Origin of the sequence: Bradyrhizobium tunisiense (assembly GCF_042263385.1) — a bacterium.
Lineage (GTDB): Bacteria > Pseudomonadota > Alphaproteobacteria > Rhizobiales > Xanthobacteraceae > Bradyrhizobium > Bradyrhizobium tunisiense.
Genome location: NZ_JBHLEV010000002.1, coordinates 1,141,617 through 1,157,945, shown reverse-complemented (window position 1 = coordinate 1,157,945; position 16,329 = coordinate 1,141,617). Strand labels below are relative to the sequence as shown.

Annotated in this window: 19 protein-coding genes; 8 read left to right on the top strand and 11 right to left on the bottom strand. The window is 64.3% G+C overall.

All coding sequences use genetic code 11. The features are described 5' to 3' along the window. The first annotated feature begins 25 nt into the window (after positions 1-25). The 4 genes from ACFDR6_RS12970 to queA all read left to right on the top strand — a co-directional run bounded on the left by ACFDR6_RS12970 (position 26) and on the right by queA (position 2,701). Entirely contained in the window at positions 26-589 is a 564-nt protein-coding gene (locus ACFDR6_RS12970; protein WP_317239412.1) for a peptidylprolyl isomerase, read from the top strand. Between the two features lie 11 nt (positions 590-600). Beyond that, a complete protein-coding gene (locus ACFDR6_RS12965; RefSeq protein ID WP_375858506.1) occupies positions 601-1,026 on the top strand; it encodes a UCP034077 family protein in 426 nt (141 codons plus the stop codon). Beyond that, a complete protein-coding gene (locus tag ACFDR6_RS12960) occupies positions 1,023-1,487 on the top strand; it encodes a peptidylprolyl isomerase (protein WP_212084822.1) in 465 nt (154 codons plus the stop codon). Before ACFDR6_RS12965 ends, ACFDR6_RS12960 begins: the two co-directional genes overlap by 4 nt. Before the next feature lie 140 nt (positions 1,488-1,627). Then, positions 1,628-2,701 carry a tRNA preQ1(34) S-adenosylmethionine ribosyltransferase-isomerase QueA gene (gene queA / locus ACFDR6_RS12955; RefSeq protein ID WP_375858505.1) on the top strand — a complete coding sequence of 358 codons (1,074 nt, stop codon included), beginning with the start codon at positions 1,628-1,630 and terminating at the stop codon, positions 2,699-2,701. A gap of 96 nt (positions 2,702-2,797) precedes the next feature. On the opposite strand, the gene ACFDR6_RS12950 is transcribed toward queA, so the two are convergent. The 4 genes from ACFDR6_RS12950 to ACFDR6_RS12935 form a co-directional block, all read right to left on the bottom strand. Beyond that, positions 2,798-3,835, bottom strand: a complete 1,038-nt coding sequence (locus ACFDR6_RS12950; protein WP_375858504.1) for an aspartate-semialdehyde dehydrogenase — start codon at positions 3,833-3,835, stop codon at positions 2,798-2,800. A gap of 244 nt (positions 3,836-4,079) precedes the next feature. Then, entirely contained in the window at positions 4,080-4,679 is a 600-nt protein-coding gene (locus tag ACFDR6_RS12945) for a PepSY domain-containing protein (protein ID WP_375858503.1), read from the bottom strand. Between the two features lie 252 nt (positions 4,680-4,931). Continuing rightward, positions 4,932-5,675, bottom strand: coding sequence for a TetR/AcrR family transcriptional regulator (locus ACFDR6_RS12940; RefSeq protein ID WP_375858502.1), 744 nt, complete (start codon positions 5,673-5,675; stop codon positions 4,932-4,934). A gap of 136 nt (positions 5,676-5,811) precedes the next feature. Next, on the bottom strand, positions 5,812-6,996 hold the full coding sequence (locus ACFDR6_RS12935; RefSeq protein ID WP_249153254.1) for a patatin-like phospholipase family protein: 1,185 nt from the start codon (positions 6,994-6,996) through the stop codon (positions 5,812-5,814). A gap of 210 nt (positions 6,997-7,206) precedes the next feature. Here ACFDR6_RS12935 and tgt point away from each other — a divergent pair, with 210 nt between their 5' ends. Then, positions 7,207-8,352: a tRNA guanosine(34) transglycosylase Tgt gene (gene tgt, locus ACFDR6_RS12930; RefSeq protein WP_375858501.1), complete on the top strand. Its 1,146-nt coding sequence runs from the start codon at positions 7,207-7,209 to the stop codon at positions 8,350-8,352. 1 nt (position 8,353) lies between these two features. On the opposite strand, the gene ACFDR6_RS12925 is transcribed toward tgt, so the two are convergent. Then, on the bottom strand, positions 8,354-8,572 hold the full coding sequence (locus ACFDR6_RS12925) for a hypothetical protein (protein WP_247527218.1): 219 nt from the start codon (positions 8,570-8,572) through the stop codon (positions 8,354-8,356). A gap of 203 nt (positions 8,573-8,775) precedes the next feature. Next, on the bottom strand, positions 8,776-9,882 hold the full coding sequence (locus ACFDR6_RS12920; RefSeq protein WP_375858500.1) for an acyltransferase family protein: 1,107 nt from the start codon (positions 9,880-9,882) through the stop codon (positions 8,776-8,778). 329 nt (positions 9,883-10,211) lie between these two features. Between ACFDR6_RS12920 and cysK the strand changes: the two genes are divergently transcribed. After that, positions 10,212-11,189 (top strand): cysteine synthase A, encoded by a 978-nt coding sequence (gene cysK, locus ACFDR6_RS12915; protein ID WP_375858499.1) that lies wholly within the window; start codon positions 10,212-10,214, stop codon positions 11,187-11,189. A 3-nt stretch (positions 11,190-11,192) separates the two neighbouring features. Then, positions 11,193-11,435, top strand: coding sequence for a BrnA antitoxin family protein (locus tag ACFDR6_RS12910; RefSeq protein WP_212084846.1), 243 nt, complete (start codon positions 11,193-11,195; stop codon positions 11,433-11,435). An 83-nt stretch (positions 11,436-11,518) separates the two neighbouring features. Here ACFDR6_RS12910 and ACFDR6_RS12905 read toward each other — a convergent pair whose 3' ends face one another. Beyond that, entirely contained in the window at positions 11,519-12,946 is a 1,428-nt protein-coding gene (locus tag ACFDR6_RS12905; protein ID WP_317239421.1) for a caspase family protein, read from the bottom strand. Positions 12,947-13,154: 208 nt separating this feature from the next. After that, on the bottom strand, positions 13,155-14,027 hold the full coding sequence (locus ACFDR6_RS12900) for a DMT family transporter (RefSeq protein WP_317239422.1): 873 nt from the start codon (positions 14,025-14,027) through the stop codon (positions 13,155-13,157). Positions 14,028-14,176: 149 nt separating this feature from the next. Here ACFDR6_RS12900 and ACFDR6_RS12895 point away from each other — a divergent pair, with 149 nt between their 5' ends. After that, positions 14,177-14,575, top strand: coding sequence for a RidA family protein (locus tag ACFDR6_RS12895; protein WP_375858498.1), 399 nt, complete (start codon positions 14,177-14,179; stop codon positions 14,573-14,575). Positions 14,576-14,625: 50 nt separating this feature from the next. Here the strand turns inward: ACFDR6_RS12895 and ACFDR6_RS12890 are convergent, their stop codons facing one another. From ACFDR6_RS12890 to ACFDR6_RS12880, 3 genes are all read right to left on the bottom strand, one after another. Beyond that, a complete protein-coding gene (locus ACFDR6_RS12890; RefSeq protein ID WP_212084855.1) occupies positions 14,626-15,171 on the bottom strand; it encodes a hypothetical protein in 546 nt (181 codons plus the stop codon). Then, entirely contained in the window at positions 15,116-15,466 is a 351-nt protein-coding gene (locus tag ACFDR6_RS12885; RefSeq protein ID WP_249153255.1) for a hypothetical protein, read from the bottom strand. Before ACFDR6_RS12885 ends, ACFDR6_RS12890 begins: the two co-directional genes overlap by 56 nt. Positions 15,467-15,650: 184 nt before the next feature. Beyond that, positions 15,651-16,238: a formyltransferase family protein gene (locus ACFDR6_RS12880; RefSeq protein ID WP_212084857.1), complete on the bottom strand. Its 588-nt coding sequence runs from the start codon at positions 16,236-16,238 to the stop codon at positions 15,651-15,653. Positions 16,239-16,329: the final 91 nt, after the last annotated feature.

The following is a 16,329-nucleotide window of genomic DNA, read 5'->3' as shown; positions in this document are numbered from 1 at the left end:
TCTTCATCTCTGATCCGGAGTCGTCATGATTCGAGTTCTCGCAGTTCTTGCCGCGCTTCTGTTCGCGGTGCCGGCGGTGGCGCAGCAATTGCCCGCCAATCTCGACAAGGCCAACGCCATCGTCATCGACAGCACCAAGGGCCGTATCGTCATCAAGCTCCGCACCGATATCGCGCCTCAGCATGCCGAGCGGATCAAGCAGCTCGCGCGCGAGGGCTATTACAACAACGTGCCGTTCCACCGCGTCATGGATGGCTTCATGGCGCAGACCGGCGACGGCGAGAAGTTCAACGGCACCGGCGGCTCGAAATATCCGAACCTGAAGCAGGAATTCTCCAAGGTGCATTTTGCACGCGGCATCGTCGGCATGGCCCGGCGCGGCGACAGCGTCGATAGCGCCAACTCGCAATTCTTCATCATGTTCGCCGACGGCGGCAGCCTCGACGGCCAGTACACCGTGATCGGCGAGGTCGTGCAGGGCATGGATGTCGTCGACAAGCTGAAGAAGGCACCTCCCGGCTCCGCCGGCGGCGCCGTGACCGATCCGGACAAGATGGTGAAGGTGCAGGTCGCCTCCGACATCAAATAGGAGATTGCGATATGGCGCGCTGTGGCGACAAGCTCCTGCTGGTTGCCGCATTGCTGCTGTTCGGCGTCTCCGGTGCGGCCGCCAAGGATGGGCAGGTCAACACCATCCAGGACATCTTCCGGCATCTACGAACCTGCTGGAAACCCCCGCCGCCTTCCAGGGCCCGCCCACTCGACATCACCGTCGTCGTGAGCTTTAACCGGTCCGGCGACATTCTGGGCCATCCGAGGATCTCCTACGAATCCGCGGAGGCCTCCGACAATGACCGGCTGCAATACCGGATCGCGGTGATGGAGGCGTTGCAACGCTGCACGCCGATGCCATTTACCGATGCAATGGCGGGCGCTGCCGCGGGACGTCCATTCGCGATCCAGTTCCGCAGCCGCAAAACGTCACCTGACAAGACTTCACCCTCAACGCAAGAGAGACGAGCATGAGCGCCACCGAAAACACCCTGATCCTCGAGACCACGCAGGGCCCCGTCACCATCGAGATGCGGCCCGATCTCGCGCCCGGCCATGTCGCGCGCATCAAGGAGCTCGTGCGCGAAGGCTTCTACGACGGTATCGTGTTCCACCGGGTGATCGACGGATTCATGGCGCAGACCGGCTGCCCGCAGGGCACCGGCACCGGCGGCTCCGGCAAGAAGCTGAAGGCCGAGTTCAACAAGGAGCCGCATGTGCGCGGTACCACCTCGATGGCGCGCGCCGCCAACCCCGATTCCGGCGACAGCCAGTTCTTCATCTGCTTCGACGACGCCCGCTTCCTCGACAACCAGTACACGGTGTGGGGCAAGGTCACCGAGGGCATGGAGAACGTCGACAAGATCAAGCGCGGCGAGCCGGTGCAGAACCCCGACAAGATCGTCAAGGCGCGGATGGCCGCGGACAAGGAATAGGCCCATCCCCTCATGGTGAGGAGGCGCGCGCGCCGTCTCGAACCATGAAGGCCGAGCTGCCGCAGCGGGCCTTCATCCTTCGAGACGCGCGTTCCGCGCTCCTCAGGATGAGGAGTGACTGTGCGGCTCTGAGCCTGCTCATGCGCACCGACCTGTTCGATTTCGACCTGCCCGCCGAGCGTATCGCACTGCGCCCGGCGAGCCCGCGTGACTCCGCAAGGATGCTGGTCGTGGAGAACGGTGCGCTGCGCGACCGGACCATCGCCGACCTGCCGCAATGGCTGAAGGCGGGCGACCAGCTCGTCGTCAACGACACCAAGGTGATCGCAGCGCAACTCAAGGGCCGCCGCATCGGCCGCGAGACCGAGCCCAGGATCGAGGCGACGCTGATCAAGCGGCTCGACGGCTCGCGCTGGCAGGCGCTGGTGAAGCCCGCGAAGAAACTTGTCGCCGGCGACCGCATCCGCTTCGGCAATGAAGGCAAGGTGTGCCTGCTCGGCCATCTCGACGCCGAGGTCGAGGCGAAGGGCAGCGAAGGCGAGGTCACGCTGTCGTTCTCGTTCCACGGGTCCGCGCTGGACCAGGCCATCGCCGATCTCGGCAGCCCGCCGCTGCCGCCCTACATCGCCTCCAAGCGCACGCCTGACGATCAGGATCTCGCCGACTACCAGACCATGTTCGCCGCGAACGAAGGCGCGGTCGCAGCTCCGACCGCCGGGCTGCATTTCACCCCGGAGCTGGAGAGGGCGCTGCATGAGCGCGGTGTCGGCCTCAACCGCATCACGCTGCATGTCGGGGCAGGCACGTTCCTGCCGGTGAAGGTCGACGATACCGAAGGCCACAAGATGCATGCCGAGTGGGGCACGATCTCGGCCGAGACGGCGGAGCGCCTCAACAGCGCGCGAAGGAATGGCGGCCGCATCATCGCCGTCGGCACCACGTCATTGCGGCTGCTCGAGAGCGCCGCACGCGAGGACGGCACCATCCAGCCGTTCGCGGCGGAGACCTCGATCTTCATTACGCCCGGCTATCGCTTCCGCGCCGTCGATGTCCTGATGACCAATTTCCATTTGCCGAAGTCGACGCTGTTCATGCTGGTGTCGGCGTTCTCCGGGCTGGGAACGATGAAGGCGGCGTATGCGCACGCGATTTCGAACGGGTATCGGTTCTATTCGTACGGAGATGCGTGCCTGTTGTTTCGGGCGGTGCCGTAGGGTGGGCAAAGGCGCACAGCGCCGTGCCCACCATCTTTTCATGATCGAGGCAGGTGGTGGGCACGCTTTCGCTTTGCCCACCCTACGCACCTTCCACTACGCCATCACCCGCTGCGGCAAGAGCTCGGCGATCTGCACCGCATTCAGCGCGGCGCCCTTCAAGAGCTGGTCCGCCGCCACGAACATCGAGATCGAATGCCCTGAGGGGTCGCTGAGATCCTTGCGGATGCGGCCGACCAGGACGTCGTCCTGGCCCGAAGCGTCGATCGGCATCGGGAAGTAGTTCTTGGCGCGGTCGTCCACCACCTTCACGCCCGGGGCCTGCGCCATGATGGCGCGGACCTGGTCCTCGCTGATCGGATTCTCGCACTCGAACGTGATGGCCTCGCAATGGGCGCGCAACACCGGCACGCGCACGCAGGTGACGCCGACGGCGATCGTCTCGTCCTCGAAGATCTTGCGGGTCTCCTTGATGACCTTGGTCTCTTCGTCGTTGTAGCCGGTCTCGGGGTCGACGGCGGTGTTGTGGTTGAACAGGTTGAAGGCATAGGGGTGCGGCATCACCCTGGGCGTATAGACCTGCCCGTTGAGATTGGCGCGGGTGGATTCGACCAGTTCCTCCATCGCGGCCGCGCCGGCGCCGCTCGCCGCCTGGTAGGTCGAGATGATGACGCGCTTGATGCGGTTCTTCTGATGGATCGGCCACAGCGGCACCAGCGCCGTGATTGCCGCGCAGTTCGGGTTGGCAATGATGCCCTTGTGGTCGCGGATGCGGCTCGCATTGATCTCGGGGATCACCAGCGGCACGTTCGGATCCATGCGGAAGGCGGAGGAGTTGTCGACGACGACCGCGCCGGCCTTGACCGCGATCGGCGCGAACTTCTTGGAGATGCTGCCGCCGGCGGAGAACAGGGCGATATCGACACCGTCGAAAGACCGTTCGGTCAGCTCCTCGATCACGACCGGCTGGCCGCGGAACGATACCGTCCTGCCGGCGGAGCGGGCGCTCGCCAGCGCCTTGAGCTTACCGACGCGAAAGCCGCGCTTGTCCATGGTGGCGATGAATTCGGCGCCCACCGCACCGGTGACGCCGACAATCGCGACGACAGGATCGTTACTCACTTTGTCCTCCATTGAATTTGCGAATTAGACAACAAAAAAGCCCCGGACCATCGAGGGCGGGGCTTCGGTAGAGCAGATTGCGTTCTAGTCGACGACTACGCGCGCACGCCTCCCCGGGCCCCTGAGGCCGTGGTGGTTTTGGTCGTGCGTTTGGTGGTCGTGAACATGGCGGCGACTTATGCGGGAGAGTCTTGCGGCCGTCAATGGCTTTTCGCCCCGGCCGATGCCGGGGGCCGAAGCCGCTATTTGGCAGTCGCTATTTTCTGGCGCCCGGCGGCTGCAGGATGACCTCCTTGAGGTCGTCGCCGCTGATCACGACGATCGCGAAATTGAGCCGGCCGCGTTCGCGCACCAGCCCGCCGCTGATCGCCTTGCCCGAGGCCGCGCGTTCGGCGACCCGCACGGCATCGGCGAGGCGGTGCCTAATCGCGCCGAGCGCTGCGAGGTTGTCGCGGTCCTCGTGGTCGAGCTCGGCGAGGGGCAGGGCGGCTTCGCCGCCGACCAGCTCGCCGGTCGAAGCATTGATGGTGTGGCGCCAGATCCGGTCGTTGTGCAGCGTCTTGACGCGGTAGACCGGTACGCCGGAGGCTCCGTCGAAACTCACATCCGCCGTGATGGCGCCGGCGTGGCGGCGTTCCGCGATCGCCATGGCCTGGCTGATCGAGATCGACGAGCCGCGAAAGCGCTCGATCTCGCGGCTGACGGCCTGGCGGTCCGCTTCGGCGTCACCATCCGTGTCGCTGCGAAGCGTGGTCGGCGTGCTCGTGGCCACGATTGCCCGAGCGGGTGCGGCGAGGAGGTGCGCCGACAAGGCGATCGCAAGCAGTCCTGAGGTCCATCGTTTGACTGTCGTCATGCTCGAAACCCTCGGGCCAGCGCGTGTGCCGGATGATCGTAAAGAATTCGCGGCCGGCCTTGGGCATCGGCCGGCCGCGGAGCGCCGCACCGGGCTGTACCCGGCACGGCGATCTCAGCGGTACGGGCCACCTTTGGGGCTGGTTAAAAAGCAGCCCGTATCGCTCATAACTAAACCATACCGTATCGTTTTATTTCGGTCAATGGACGCGATCGCGTCCGCTGTGGTGAAAGCGCTCACCTCACGGAATTGTCAGCGGGTGGGGCGGCGACGTGGCGTGGCCTTGGTGTCCTGGACGCGATCGGAAGGCCCAAGCGCGCCGGCCAGGAACAACTTGATCGCGGCGCGCATGCGCTTTTCGGCGGCCTTCATCTCGAGGGCCGTTCCGAACGTCGCCATGCGGTGGGTGTGGCCGACGACCACGTCGAGAAACACCTCGGCCGCAATGGTGGTGTCCTCGACGTCGATCGCGCCCTGCGCAACCAGAAGGTCGAAGAAGCGTGCCGTGGTGGCGACGGCCTTGAGCCAGCCTTCTTCCTTGCCGAGCTTGGCGATGTCAGGGAAATTGATGGCCTGCGACGTCATCATGCGGCTGAAGGCGACGGCATCGGGACCGCAGGTGAAAGTCAGCATCTCGCGCCCGATCTCGACCAGCCGTTGCTCGACCGAGATGTCCGCAAGGCTGCTGAGCTGGGTCTCCGCCGCGGCGGAGAGGGGGGCAAGCCAGCGCGCGATCTCGCGCCTCAGCACGGCGGCAAACAGGCCGCGCTTGTCGCCGTAGCGGGAATAGACGGTGGGCTTGCTGACCCGGGCCGCTTCCGCCACCGCGTCGAGCGAGGTCGCGTCGAAGCCGCGGTCCAGGAACAGGCGGGTGGCGACCTCGATCAGCCGCTGGTCGCGTTCGATGGCGGCTGTCTTCGTCGGCCGGCCGCCGCGCGATTTCGGCACCTCGCGGCGCGACGCTGCCGGTCTGGTCTTGGTCGCAGTCAATCCCATGCCCAAATGATTCCTGCGCGTTTCTGACAATGGTCATTCGACCTATATCGCGCAGGAGCCGAGGCGTCATCGCGAATCTGGCCGAATTGGCCGTATCGTCAACGGTTTCGGCAGGGCCTCGTTCCGCCACCGGCGTTCACGGCACCGTCGAGCTCCAGGCCTGACCGGAAGCGGCCTTGTCGTACCCGTATTGATAGAGCGCCCGCATATAGGCGGTGTCGAACCCTTCCGATGGCGGCGCCGGATATTCGCGCGCGATGTAGGAGAGGTGAAAGCCGAGACGGTTGCGCTTGGCGAAATCGTAGGTCGAGAAGATGATCGAGCGCGTCTGCGACTGGGTGATCGCCGACAGGCTGCGCGAGGCGACGTCGATGGTGCCATTGGAGACGAGCTCGAAATTGCGTTCGATCTTCTTGTTGACGAGGATGTAGATGTCCAGCTTGACGCTACCCGGCAACCGGCTGCCCTGGAACAGCAGGGCCTCCGGCAGCGTCAGCACCGGCGCGGTCACGCCGCCGTCGACATGCATCTCCTGAAACTTGCGACCCTCGCCCTCGGCGTCGATCATGATCGGCGGAAACACCAGGGGAATGCTGGCGGAGGCCGCCATCACGTCGCGAAACAGCTTGAGCGCCTCGGGCGTGCCGACCGCGGCGATCTTGCCCATGTCCCAGATCGCGGTGCGCTGGGTGTCGAGATCGGTCGTCACCACCAGCAGCTTCCGGCCCTTGGCATTCTCGCGCGCGACTTGCGCCATGACCTCCGGCCCGACATAGCGCGCCACCAGCTCACGCAGCCGCGTGTTGCCGAACAGGCCGGATCCGAACAGCACGCGCATGATGCTCGGATCGTTCAACAGGCTCTCGGCAATGCCGCTGGTATAGACCTCCTTCAGCGTGTCGTCGTATTGCGAGCCGAGGAAGGCGAACGGCGCGATCAGGCCGCCGGTGCTCACGCCCGAGACGACGGAAAAGGTGGGGCGGGTTCGGGCCGCGCTCCAGCCATTGAGGACGCCGACGCCGTAGGCGCCATCGGCGCCGCCGCCGGACAGCGCCAGATAGGACTTCGTTGCGGAGCCGGTGTCCTTCTCGAAGCTGAATTTGGTGACGGGGTCGTCGGCGTAGCGTCTGAGGCCGTCGATATCGAGCACGCGCGATGTGCTGGCTTCGGCGGCGGTATAAGGCGTGCGGGGCAGGGAGGTGCAACCGGCGAGCGCCAGGCTGCACGTCAGGACCAGAAGGCCGGTCAGACGGGCAATTGTGTGCCTGATCCAGTCGTGCGAGCGGCTGGAGACGTCGGTCGAGCATGACAGGAACGGCATTGTCGGAGGCTGTCGATCACAGTTTGACCGCCGCCGGCAAATTCGCCCACGGCATCTCGTTCAGCCCCAGTATGAAACTACACGGTATCGTTTTGTTTATCAAGGGTCCCGCGCGAATATCTACTTTGTGTCCCAGCCTGAGGCACAGGCCGGCCACGGCGTGCGTTGGGCGGGTTGATCGGCTTGGTCCGACACGCAATAAGCACCGCCATGAATCCAGACAATGACCTTCCCAATCACTTTGAATTGCTCGCCACTGACGGCGCCGCGCGCACCGGACGTCTGACCACACCTCACGGCGTGGTGCGGACGCCGGCCTTCATGCCGGTCGGCACCGCCGGTGCCATGAAGGGCATGCACTGGCGCGAGGTGCGCGATGCCGGCGCCGACATCGTGCTCGGCAACACCTATCACCTGATGCTGCGTCCCAGCGCCGAGCGGATCGCGGCGCTCGGCGGCTTGCAGCGGTTCACGGGCTGGAACGGGCCCATGCTGACGGATTCCGGCGGTTTCCAGGTGATGTCGCTCGCGGACCTGCGCAAGATCAGCGAGCATGCCGTCACCTTCCGCTCGCATATCGACGGTGCCAAGGTCGAGTTGTCGCCGGAGCGCTCGATCGAGGTCCAGCGCCTGCTCGGCTCGGACATCGCCATGCAGATGGACGAGTGCGTGCGGCTGCCGGCCGAGCGCGCCGACATCGACCGGGCGATGCAATTGTCGCTGCGCTGGGCCGAGCGAAGCAAGCGCGCCTTCGAGAGCGCCCCCGACGGCTACATGCTGTTCGGCATCGTGCAAGGCGGCGACATTCCCCAGCTTCGTCATGCGAGTGCGGAAGGACTGGTCGGGATCGGCTTCCACGGCTATGCGATCGGCGGCCTTGCCGTCGGCGAGCCGCAGGAGGTGATGCTGGCGATGATCGACGAGACCGCGCCGGTGCTGCCGAAAGAGCGTCCGCGCTATCTGATGGGCGTCGGCACGCCCGACGACATCCTCGAAGCCGTGAAACGCGGCATCGACATGTTCGATTGCGTGATGCCGACGCGCAATGGCCGGCATGGCGTCGCCTTCACGCGTTTTGGTCAGGTGAATCTTCGCAATGCGCGCCACGCCGACGATCCGCGTCCGCTGGATGAGGAGAGCTCATGGCCGTCAACGCGCGACTGCGCGCGCGCCTATCTGCACCATCTCGTCAAGGCGGGCGAGACGTTGGGGGCGATGCTGCTGTCCGAGATCAATATCGCGTACTACCAGTTCCTGATGCAGGGCATCAGAGAGGCGATCGCACACGGACAATTCGACGAGTTCTATCGGCGTACGCGCGAGGGCTGGGCGAGGGGTGACATCGCCCCGCGCTAGATCAATTGCACACGAACCGTTGCTTCACGGCGTGCTTGGTCACGAAGCCATATCCGCAATTGTCGCAGGTCCAGAGGTAGCTGATGACGTGGTCCGAGACGTAGGCGGATGCTTCGGCGGCGACCATGGAGTCGGCGCAGACGGGACAGGTAGGCAACTCGCTGCAACGCGGATCGCGGTTCGGCGCGACGGTCGGCAACACTTCAGCGACTGCTGACATCGTGGTGACCTCCCTGCTTTAAGACGTAAGTCTAACATAAGCAGAAGTCTTTGACGAGGTCGCAACACAAAAGCGCTGGCTTTTATAAAATTGCCGTCACCGCGACGTGTTCGCTGGCCGTAATCGTCCTCGTTATCGCAGCGCAAACAATCCATGTGCGTTGCGATAATGCGCCCCGCCGCGTCACCCGACATGACGCGCAATTACTGCGCCGCACTCTGCCGGCCGAGAGCTGGCCCGAGCGCGACCGCCTTGCTGCGGTCCGAGCGGAGCCTGCGTGCGAACGAAATCCAGGGTTTCTCGATGAGGGAGTATGTCACGCAGCTGACAAGGATTGACGAGGTCACGACCGCGGCGACGAAGACGAACCACGCCAGCGGTCCGTCGCCCGGCCAGGCGTAGTGGTGAATCCACTCCATGGCGAACGGCGACATCAGGTAAACCGAGTAACTGATGACGCCGACGAACGCGATCGGTCGCCAAGCCATCCTGTCTCCGAATGCGGCAAACGCGATGAAGACGACGGCCGCGCAGACATAGGCTGCCGCGATCGAATAGCTGTAGAAGAAATCGTCCTGGTAGATCCCGCCATAGCGTTTGCTGGACAGCGTGATGGCGAACAGGATGTAGAGGGCCGTGCAGAGAGCCACATGCCGCCATCGCAGCCTTCCGCCGATGACGGTGTCGCGAATGACCTTGCCGAGGAACATCGCCGACAGGTTCAGTCCGACCTCCATCACCACCCAGGCCGCTCTGTCCTCAACCAGGACAGCCGCCGCCGTCCCGACAACAGCGCTTGCAGCGACGATCGCGACCGCCGTGAGCCGCCGGTTCAGCAGTCCTGCCGCGAAGAGAACGATGCAGACGAGGTAGAACAATAGCTCGATGGTCAGTGTCCAGTAGAAGTCCCAGAGGTGAGGGACCTCCAGGAAGGACTGGAGCATCGTGAGGTTGGCGGCGATCTGCGACGGGGGATACGTATTGGACGCGACCGCCTGCATCGTGACCAGCCCGATCGCGATCGAGGCCCAGTAGGCCGGGTAGAGCCGGAAGAAGCGACTGATCGCGAAGTCGTTCACGGGCGACGCGCTGGCCGGAAAACTGAAGGGAATGACGAAGCCGCTGACGAAGAAGAACAGCACGACGCCGAACCGGCCGAAATTCATGTAGTAGCCGATCGCGTTGTGAAGGAACGCGTGATAGGCGCCGGTCGGGTGCTCCCGCACGATGACCTCGAGCGCATGCTGGACCACCACCGCCAGGACGGCGATGCCGCGCAGGGTATCGATGAATGCCAGCCGTCTCTGCATCAGGCCTTCTCTGCGCTCCCGCCGGCCGTGATCGGCCGATCGCGGCGGACGCCGCTTGCCGGGACGACATTTGGCTAGGGCGCAAGCGGTGATCGGAAGGCTGCGCGCCGGCCCGGCAATTCAGCACGGCAATCGTGAACGGATTGACAACGAAACCGGTTGGCGGCGAGGCTTGGGCCTCGCTCGGAAGGCCAGATAGCCCGCTTGCCCACGCAGTTTTGCCCTGCCACGAATTCCGGGCCGTCCGCATTGTCGCTTGCGCGTCGCCGCAAGCTGTCGGTAACTGCGCAACGTTCGCGACAGAAGCATGTCGCCTCAGGGAGTTCACCATGGACGCATCGTCCACCACGGGTGCAGCGCACCAACCCGGCCGCGGCCGGATCTACGACTCGATCGTCGAGGCCTTCGGCGATACCCCCATCGTGCGCTTGCGCCGGCTGCCCGGCATGCAGGGCGTGAATGCGACCATTTTGGCAAAACTTGAATATTTCAACCCTGCCGCAAGCGTGAAGGACCGCATCGGCGCGGCCATGATCATCGCGATGGAGAAGGCGGGCATCATCAAGCCCGACACCGTGCTGATCGAGCCGACCTCCGGCAATACCGGTATTGCGCTCGCCTTCGTGGCGGCTTCGCGCGGCTACCGCCTCAAATTGGTGATGCCGGAATCGATGTCGATCGAGCGGCGCAAGATGCTGGCTTTTCTCGGTGCCGAACTGGTCCTGACGCCGGCGGCGCAAGGCATGAAGGGCGCGATCGCCGCCGCCGAGGAGCTGTTGAAGACGACGCCGAACTCGGTGATGCCGCAGCAGTTCAAGAACCTCGCCAATCCGGAGGTGCACCGCCGCACCACCGCGGAGGAGATCTGGAACGACACCGGCGGCAACATCGATTTCTTCGTGGCCGGCGTCGGCACCGGCGGCACGATCACCGGCGTCGGCCAGGTGCTCAAGCCGCGCAAGGCCGGCTTGCGCGTCGTCGCGGTCGAGCCGGAGGAGAGCCCGGTGCTGTCAGGGGGCCAGCATACGCCGCACAAGATCCAGGGCATCGGCGCCGGCTTCGTGCCTGACATCCTCGACCGCGCCGTGATCGACGAGATCGTGAAGATCAACTCGACGAATGCGATCGAGACCGCGCGTGCGCTGGCGCGGCATGAGGGCATTCCGGGCGGCATCTCCTCGGGGGCGGCGATCGCGGCAGCGCTGCAGATTGGCAAGCGGCCGGACGCTGCGGGAAAAACCATCCTGGCTATCGTGCCGTCCTTCTCCGAGCGGTATCTTTCGACGGCTCTGTTTGAGGGAATCTAGCACATGGCGGACCAACCACCGAGGCGGCCGCGCACGCTCGGCGATGCCAGGACCGAGGCGGAGGCAGCGTTCAAGAAGGTGACGGCCAAGGTCGCCGTGGCACCGCCCAAGCAGAACGCCGTTCCCGGTGTCAAGGAGCAGGTCACGCTGCGCCTCGACCAGGACGTGCTGGAGTACTTCCAGGCCGGCGGCCCGGGCTGGCAGGACCGGATCAACGAGGCGTTGCGAAAGGCTGCGGGGAAGTAGCGCTAGCTCTCTTCTGCGAGAACGATCAACGAAAAAGCCCGGCGCGAGCCGGGCTTTTGTGTTCTGAGATGGGCGCCGCGTCTTTAGCGGCGGAACATGCCGCCCATCATGCCGCCGACGACGCCACCCACGAAGGCCGCACCGGCAGCATCGCCGGGGTTGCTGCGCTGGGGAGCCGGCGCCGGCGCGCTGCTGCCTGCGGGCGCAGCGGCGCGGCGGGCCGCCTTCTGGCTGCTATCGCTCGCGGTCGCCGGGGCCGCCACGATCTCGGAGAGCAGGGCCTTGTGCTGGTGCTTGTTGAAGTAGCCTGACGAGGGATAACCCCGCGCCGTCTGCCAGCGCTTGATCACCGATCGCGTCTCGTCGCTGAATGCACCTGTCTGCTGGGTGTCGAAGCCAAGGGCCGTGAGCCGACGCTGCACGTCGCGTCGCTTGCTCTTGTCGAGGCCGATCTGATCCTCGGTGACCTGGGTCGCCTCATCGGTGAAGGTTGCGGGATCGACGCCGGCGTTGAGAGCGCGGGTCGCGGTCGAGGGGCCGCTCTTGATCGCCGCGAGGCGCGCCAGCGCCAACGCCTTGAATTGTCCGTTCGGATAGGCGGAGAGATAGGCGTTGAGCTCTTCCGGTTTGTTGGACTCCTTCACCGAGCGCCAGTATTCGAGCTCGACGCCGTCCGAGCCGCCGGACGAAGCCGGCACCATGCCAGTAGCGGTCGGTGCTGCGTTGGCGACCTGCATCGTCGGGGCCTGGTTGAGATAGACAGAGCCGGTCAGATTGGTGTGGCCCCAGGGCAGCTGACCCTTGCGGGTCTCTTCATTGACCTGAGCGCGGACCGACGTCATCGCCTGCTGGATCTCGATGCCGGGCTTGGTGATGTTGTCGATCAACGCACGCGTGAACGGGCTGTTGTTGCCCTCCTGACCGTCGAGCGCGGTCTGGCCGGGACCGGTGGCGAATGCGATGAGGGTGCCTTCTCCGGATTTCATCTCGGCGAGACCGCTCTGCACGTTGACGCTGCGCGTCGCCGAGTTCGACTTGATCTTGGCGGCGAACGGATTGTCGCGGCAGGCATCGAGGAAGACCAGCTTGACCTTGGCATCGCCCATGGTCTGCTCGAGCGTCAGGTCGATGTTGATGGCGGCGCCCAGCTTGACGTCCATCTCCGACTTGATGTCGGCGTCGACGGGCAGCAGGTAGTTGGTGCCGCTGACGGCGATGCCATGGCCAGCATAATAGAACAGCGCGATGTCGGAGCCCTGCGCCTTGCGGCCGAAGTCGAGCAGCTTCTCCGTCATCTGGTCGCGGCTGAGATTGGATCCTTCGATCACCTCGAAGCCGACATTGCGCAGCGTCGCCGCCATCGACTTGGCGTCGATCGGCGGGTTCGGCAATTGGGCGACGTTCTTGTAGTTGCCGTTGCCTACGACAAAGGCGACGCGGCGGTCGGCCTTCGCGGCACCAACCGACAGGGCCATGCACATCAGCGAAGCGAGGAGGGTGAGATAGCGCATCTGAGATCCCCAACAGAATCGAATTGCAGGCAGCAACAAATTGGCAACGAACCTACACGAAGTGCCCGACTTCGTGCCACCAAAACGGCAGGTAGGTCGCATCCAAACCGCTGCTGTGTGGCAGAATGTGCACGATGGGAATGCTTCCCAACGTGATCCAAATCACACGGCCACTTTGTTTTTGTCGCCCAAGGCCGCTCCAGGTTCACTATGTGCGAACGGGAACCGCGGATGCCGGCTTCAGATTCAGGAGATTGCCGCACAGGATCAATGCAGCGCCGAGGACGGTCCAGGTGTCGAGCCGCTCGGAATAGAGCAGCCAGCCGGCCGCTGCGGTGAGTGGAACCCGTAGAAAGTCCATGGGAACCACGATGGTCGCATCTGCGTACCGGAGCGCGCTGGCGAGGCAATAATGTGAGAATGTGCCGCAGACCCCAATGACGAACAGCCAACCCCATAGGCGAGGCGACGGCCAGACCCACACAGCGAGCGTCGGCAGCAGGCCCACGACGGCCTGGACCACGATCATCCAGAACAGGATCGATAATGTGCTCTCGGTCCGCGTCAGCGACTTCGCCAGAATCATGGAAACGCTGAAGCCGATCGCGACCCCGAGCGCGATCAACTGGCCCGGATTGATCTCGCCGGTGGCGGGCCGCACGATCATGACGACGCCGACGATGCCGAGCACGATGGCGGCGATCTTCCAGATCGTCATGCGTTCGGACAGGAACGCTGCGGCCAGCACGGCGGTCCAGATCGGCATGGTGAACTCGATCGCGACGACTTGCCCGATTCCGATCAGCGTCAATGCGTAGAACCAGCCGAGCTGCGCGAAATAATGAACCCCGTTGCGTGCAAGGTGTTGCGGCAGGCGTTGGGTCGCGACTGCCTTGAAGCCGCCGGCGCGGTAGATGATCGGCAGGAGCAGCGTGAATCCGATGACGGAACGCACTTCCATGATCTGGAAAACGTTCAGCTCGCGCGTGGTCTCGCGCCCCGCAACCGCCATGACCAGCATCAGCGACAGCCAGCCGGCCATCCACAAGGCAGCCATCGTTTTGGACGGTGTCGCGCTCATTGGGGCAAATGCTGGAGGATGGAAGCCGGAAAGGACGGCCGGTATCGGCGACATCGCAGCCGTTTGCAATGGTCAATCTATGGATGCCGCGATGCGGCGTGTCGTGCTAGGCATCATCGAACAACGAGAAAACAGGGAGAGCTCCGCTCATGCAAATCCTGCAGCCGGCCGAATGGAAGAAACCTCGCGGCTTTTCCCATGGCGTCGTGGTCGAAGGACCGGGACGCTGGGTGGTTCTGGCCGGCCAGACCGGCGGCGACGAGGCCGGCAATTACGCACCCGACATGGCCTCGCAGGTCGCGACAGCGCTGAAGCGGATCATCCAGCTCCTGGGCGAGGCCGGCGCCGGTCCCGAGCATATCGTCCGCCTGACCTGGTACCTGACCAGCCGCAGCGAATATGAGGCTGCAGGCGCCGGCATCGGTGCCGCCTGGAAGGAAACGCTCGGACGCAATATCCCGCCCTCGACGCTACTCTACGTCGGTGGCCTCGTGGACGAGCGGGCCAAGGTCGAGATCGAGGTCACAGCGTTCGTGCCGGCCGCATAAAAAATCGATCCGGCGGGGCCGCCGGATCGATTGTCAGATCGACTGCTGGCTTACTTCGACAACGAGATGTTCGCCCCGCGGAACTGGCTGTCCGCGCGTATCGCGACGTTCTGCTTGTTGCCGCTTGTCTTCAGCGAGAGGTTGGCATTGAAACCGGCGGTGGAGGCAACCAGCTCGTAATGGCCGCCGCCGCCACGTCCCTGCAGCGAACCGGAGATATTGCGGCTGACTTCGGACCAGCTCCCGGCGATGGCACTACCCTCAGCCTTGAGGTTGGCCGAAAAGTTGAACTTGTAGGCGTCGCTGGCGCAGGTCAGCGACAGCTCCATGGTGGGGCCGATCGGGGCGTACTTGGCCCGGCAGCGGATCCGCTCGGTCGAGCCGTCGTCCAGGGTCACAGTGCCAGAGCCGCTCCAGTTGCCCGCCAGCGGAGCGAACGGGCCGGACTGCGCATTAATTTCGGTGTTCGCGAACGCGGACACAAACAAAACGGCGGCCGCAATCAGCAGCCGCCGGTTCCGGGCGCCAGCCTCAATTGGTTTATAGGCGCGACGCTTCCCATCGCCCGCTGCACGGTATGCCTGCAGATGCTCCATTCCACTTCCCCGATCCGGCGTTGCCGCTGAGTTGACCGTTAGCATATGCACCATTGATCGAAACTTTCACAAGTCCCCCGCTACCGATGGTGCCGGAAACGTTAGCGCCGGGCGCTGTGATCTTGCCGTCGGCAACGGTCAGCATGGAACTCGCGGTGGGTTCGCAGGAGCCGCTCTTGGTCACGATCGTGACCTGCCAATTGCCGTCATAGGGGGTCTGGGCAAAGGCGGAAGCGGCGAGGGTGCCGGTGAAAACTGAAGCGGCACAGAACACCGCGATGCGAGCAAAACGCATAAATCCGTCCTTGAATCTGTCTGATATGCTGCCGCTTATCTGGACCAAATGTGACGGAAATTTGTTGCGATGCCAAATCGAAAATTGTTCATGTGGGAACAATGGTTTATTTGGGTTTTTAGCGGCAATTTTCGAAGCCGAATCAACGCGCCTTCACGTTAAGGGTAAACGCCGGAAGAGGGGCCTAGGACAGGCTTGGTGCGGAGGTCGCGAACTGCTCGTCCTGAATCTTGGCGGGCAGCGCCTTGTGGACCTTGGCATAGTCGATCACATCGGCCAGCAATTTGAGGCCGAGCGGTGCCAATGCGCGCTCCCAGAGCTCGCGCGCCGTCTCGCCCTTCTTGACGAAGCACCAGTCCTGGGCGGCGATGGCGCCGGCGTCCATGCGGTCGGCGAGGTGGTAGATCGTGCCGCCGGCGATCGGATCGCCTTCCTTGATGGTCCATTCCACGGCGGCCTTGCCGCGATGGCGCGGCAGCAGCGAAGGATGATAGCCGATGCCGCCGAGCTTGGCGGCGGCGACCGCGTCCTTGCCGATCCGGGCGTGGCTGTGCGCCGTGATGATCAGGTCGGTATCGGGGGCAATCTCGGAGGCCACCACCAGCTTCGGGTTGGCCTGGACCACGACCTCGATGCCGGCCGCCGTGGCGGTCGCGGCAAGGCGATCCTCGGCATCGGCCACCACGACCCGGACGATCGAGACGCCGTGCTCCCGCAGCATGTTCAAGGTGGTCACGCCGAAATGGCGGGAGCCGACGAGGGTAATGCGCATGGGTGTCCGATCCGGTCTTTCGCAACTGCGTCATCCCCCGATAACACGTCCCGACGCCCTGTCACCACCCGGACGCCATTTGCGCGGGTTA

Excerpts from the sequence above, each read along its gene's own strand:
- ACFDR6_RS12970 (WP_317239412.1), top strand. The coding sequence starts at position 26 with ATGATTCGAGTTCTCGCAGTTCTTGCCGCGCTTCTGTTCGCGGTGCCG.
- ACFDR6_RS12965 (WP_375858506.1), top strand. The coding sequence starts at position 601 with ATGGCGCGCTGTGGCGACAAGCTCCTGCTGGTTGCCGCATTGCTGCTG.
- ACFDR6_RS12960 (WP_212084822.1), top strand. The coding sequence starts at position 1,023 with ATGAGCGCCACCGAAAACACCCTGATCCTCGAGACCACGCAGGGCCCC.
- queA (WP_375858505.1), top strand. The coding sequence starts at position 1,628 with ATGCGCACCGACCTGTTCGATTTCGACCTGCCCGCCGAGCGTATCGCA.
- ACFDR6_RS12950 (WP_375858504.1), bottom strand. The coding sequence starts at position 3,835 with ATGGAGGACAAAGTGAGTAACGATCCTGTCGTCGCGATTGTCGGCGTC.
- ACFDR6_RS12945 (WP_375858503.1), bottom strand. The coding sequence starts at position 4,679 with ATGACGACAGTCAAACGATGGACCTCAGGACTGCTTGCGATCGCCTTG.
- ACFDR6_RS12940 (WP_375858502.1), bottom strand. The coding sequence starts at position 5,675 with ATGGGATTGACTGCGACCAAGACCAGACCGGCAGCGTCGCGCCGCGAG.
- ACFDR6_RS12935 (WP_249153254.1), bottom strand. The coding sequence starts at position 6,996 with ATGCCGTTCCTGTCATGCTCGACCGACGTCTCCAGCCGCTCGCACGAC.
- tgt (WP_375858501.1), top strand. The coding sequence starts at position 7,207 with ATGAATCCAGACAATGACCTTCCCAATCACTTTGAATTGCTCGCCACT.
- ACFDR6_RS12925 (WP_247527218.1), bottom strand. The coding sequence starts at position 8,572 with ATGTCAGCAGTCGCTGAAGTGTTGCCGACCGTCGCGCCGAACCGCGAT.
- ACFDR6_RS12920 (WP_375858500.1), bottom strand. The coding sequence starts at position 9,882 with ATGCAGAGACGGCTGGCATTCATCGATACCCTGCGCGGCATCGCCGTC.
- cysK (WP_375858499.1), top strand. The coding sequence starts at position 10,212 with ATGGACGCATCGTCCACCACGGGTGCAGCGCACCAACCCGGCCGCGGC.
- ACFDR6_RS12910 (WP_212084846.1), top strand. The coding sequence starts at position 11,193 with ATGGCGGACCAACCACCGAGGCGGCCGCGCACGCTCGGCGATGCCAGG.
- ACFDR6_RS12905 (WP_317239421.1), bottom strand. The coding sequence starts at position 12,946 with ATGCGCTATCTCACCCTCCTCGCTTCGCTGATGTGCATGGCCCTGTCG.
- ACFDR6_RS12900 (WP_317239422.1), bottom strand. The coding sequence starts at position 14,027 with ATGAGCGCGACACCGTCCAAAACGATGGCTGCCTTGTGGATGGCCGGC.
- ACFDR6_RS12895 (WP_375858498.1), top strand. The coding sequence starts at position 14,177 with ATGCAAATCCTGCAGCCGGCCGAATGGAAGAAACCTCGCGGCTTTTCC.
- ACFDR6_RS12890 (WP_212084855.1), bottom strand. The coding sequence starts at position 15,171 with ATGGAGCATCTGCAGGCATACCGTGCAGCGGGCGATGGGAAGCGTCGC.
- ACFDR6_RS12885 (WP_249153255.1), bottom strand. The coding sequence starts at position 15,466 with ATGCGTTTTGCTCGCATCGCGGTGTTCTGTGCCGCTTCAGTTTTCACC.
- ACFDR6_RS12880 (WP_212084857.1), bottom strand. The coding sequence starts at position 16,238 with ATGCGCATTACCCTCGTCGGCTCCCGCCATTTCGGCGTGACCACCTTG.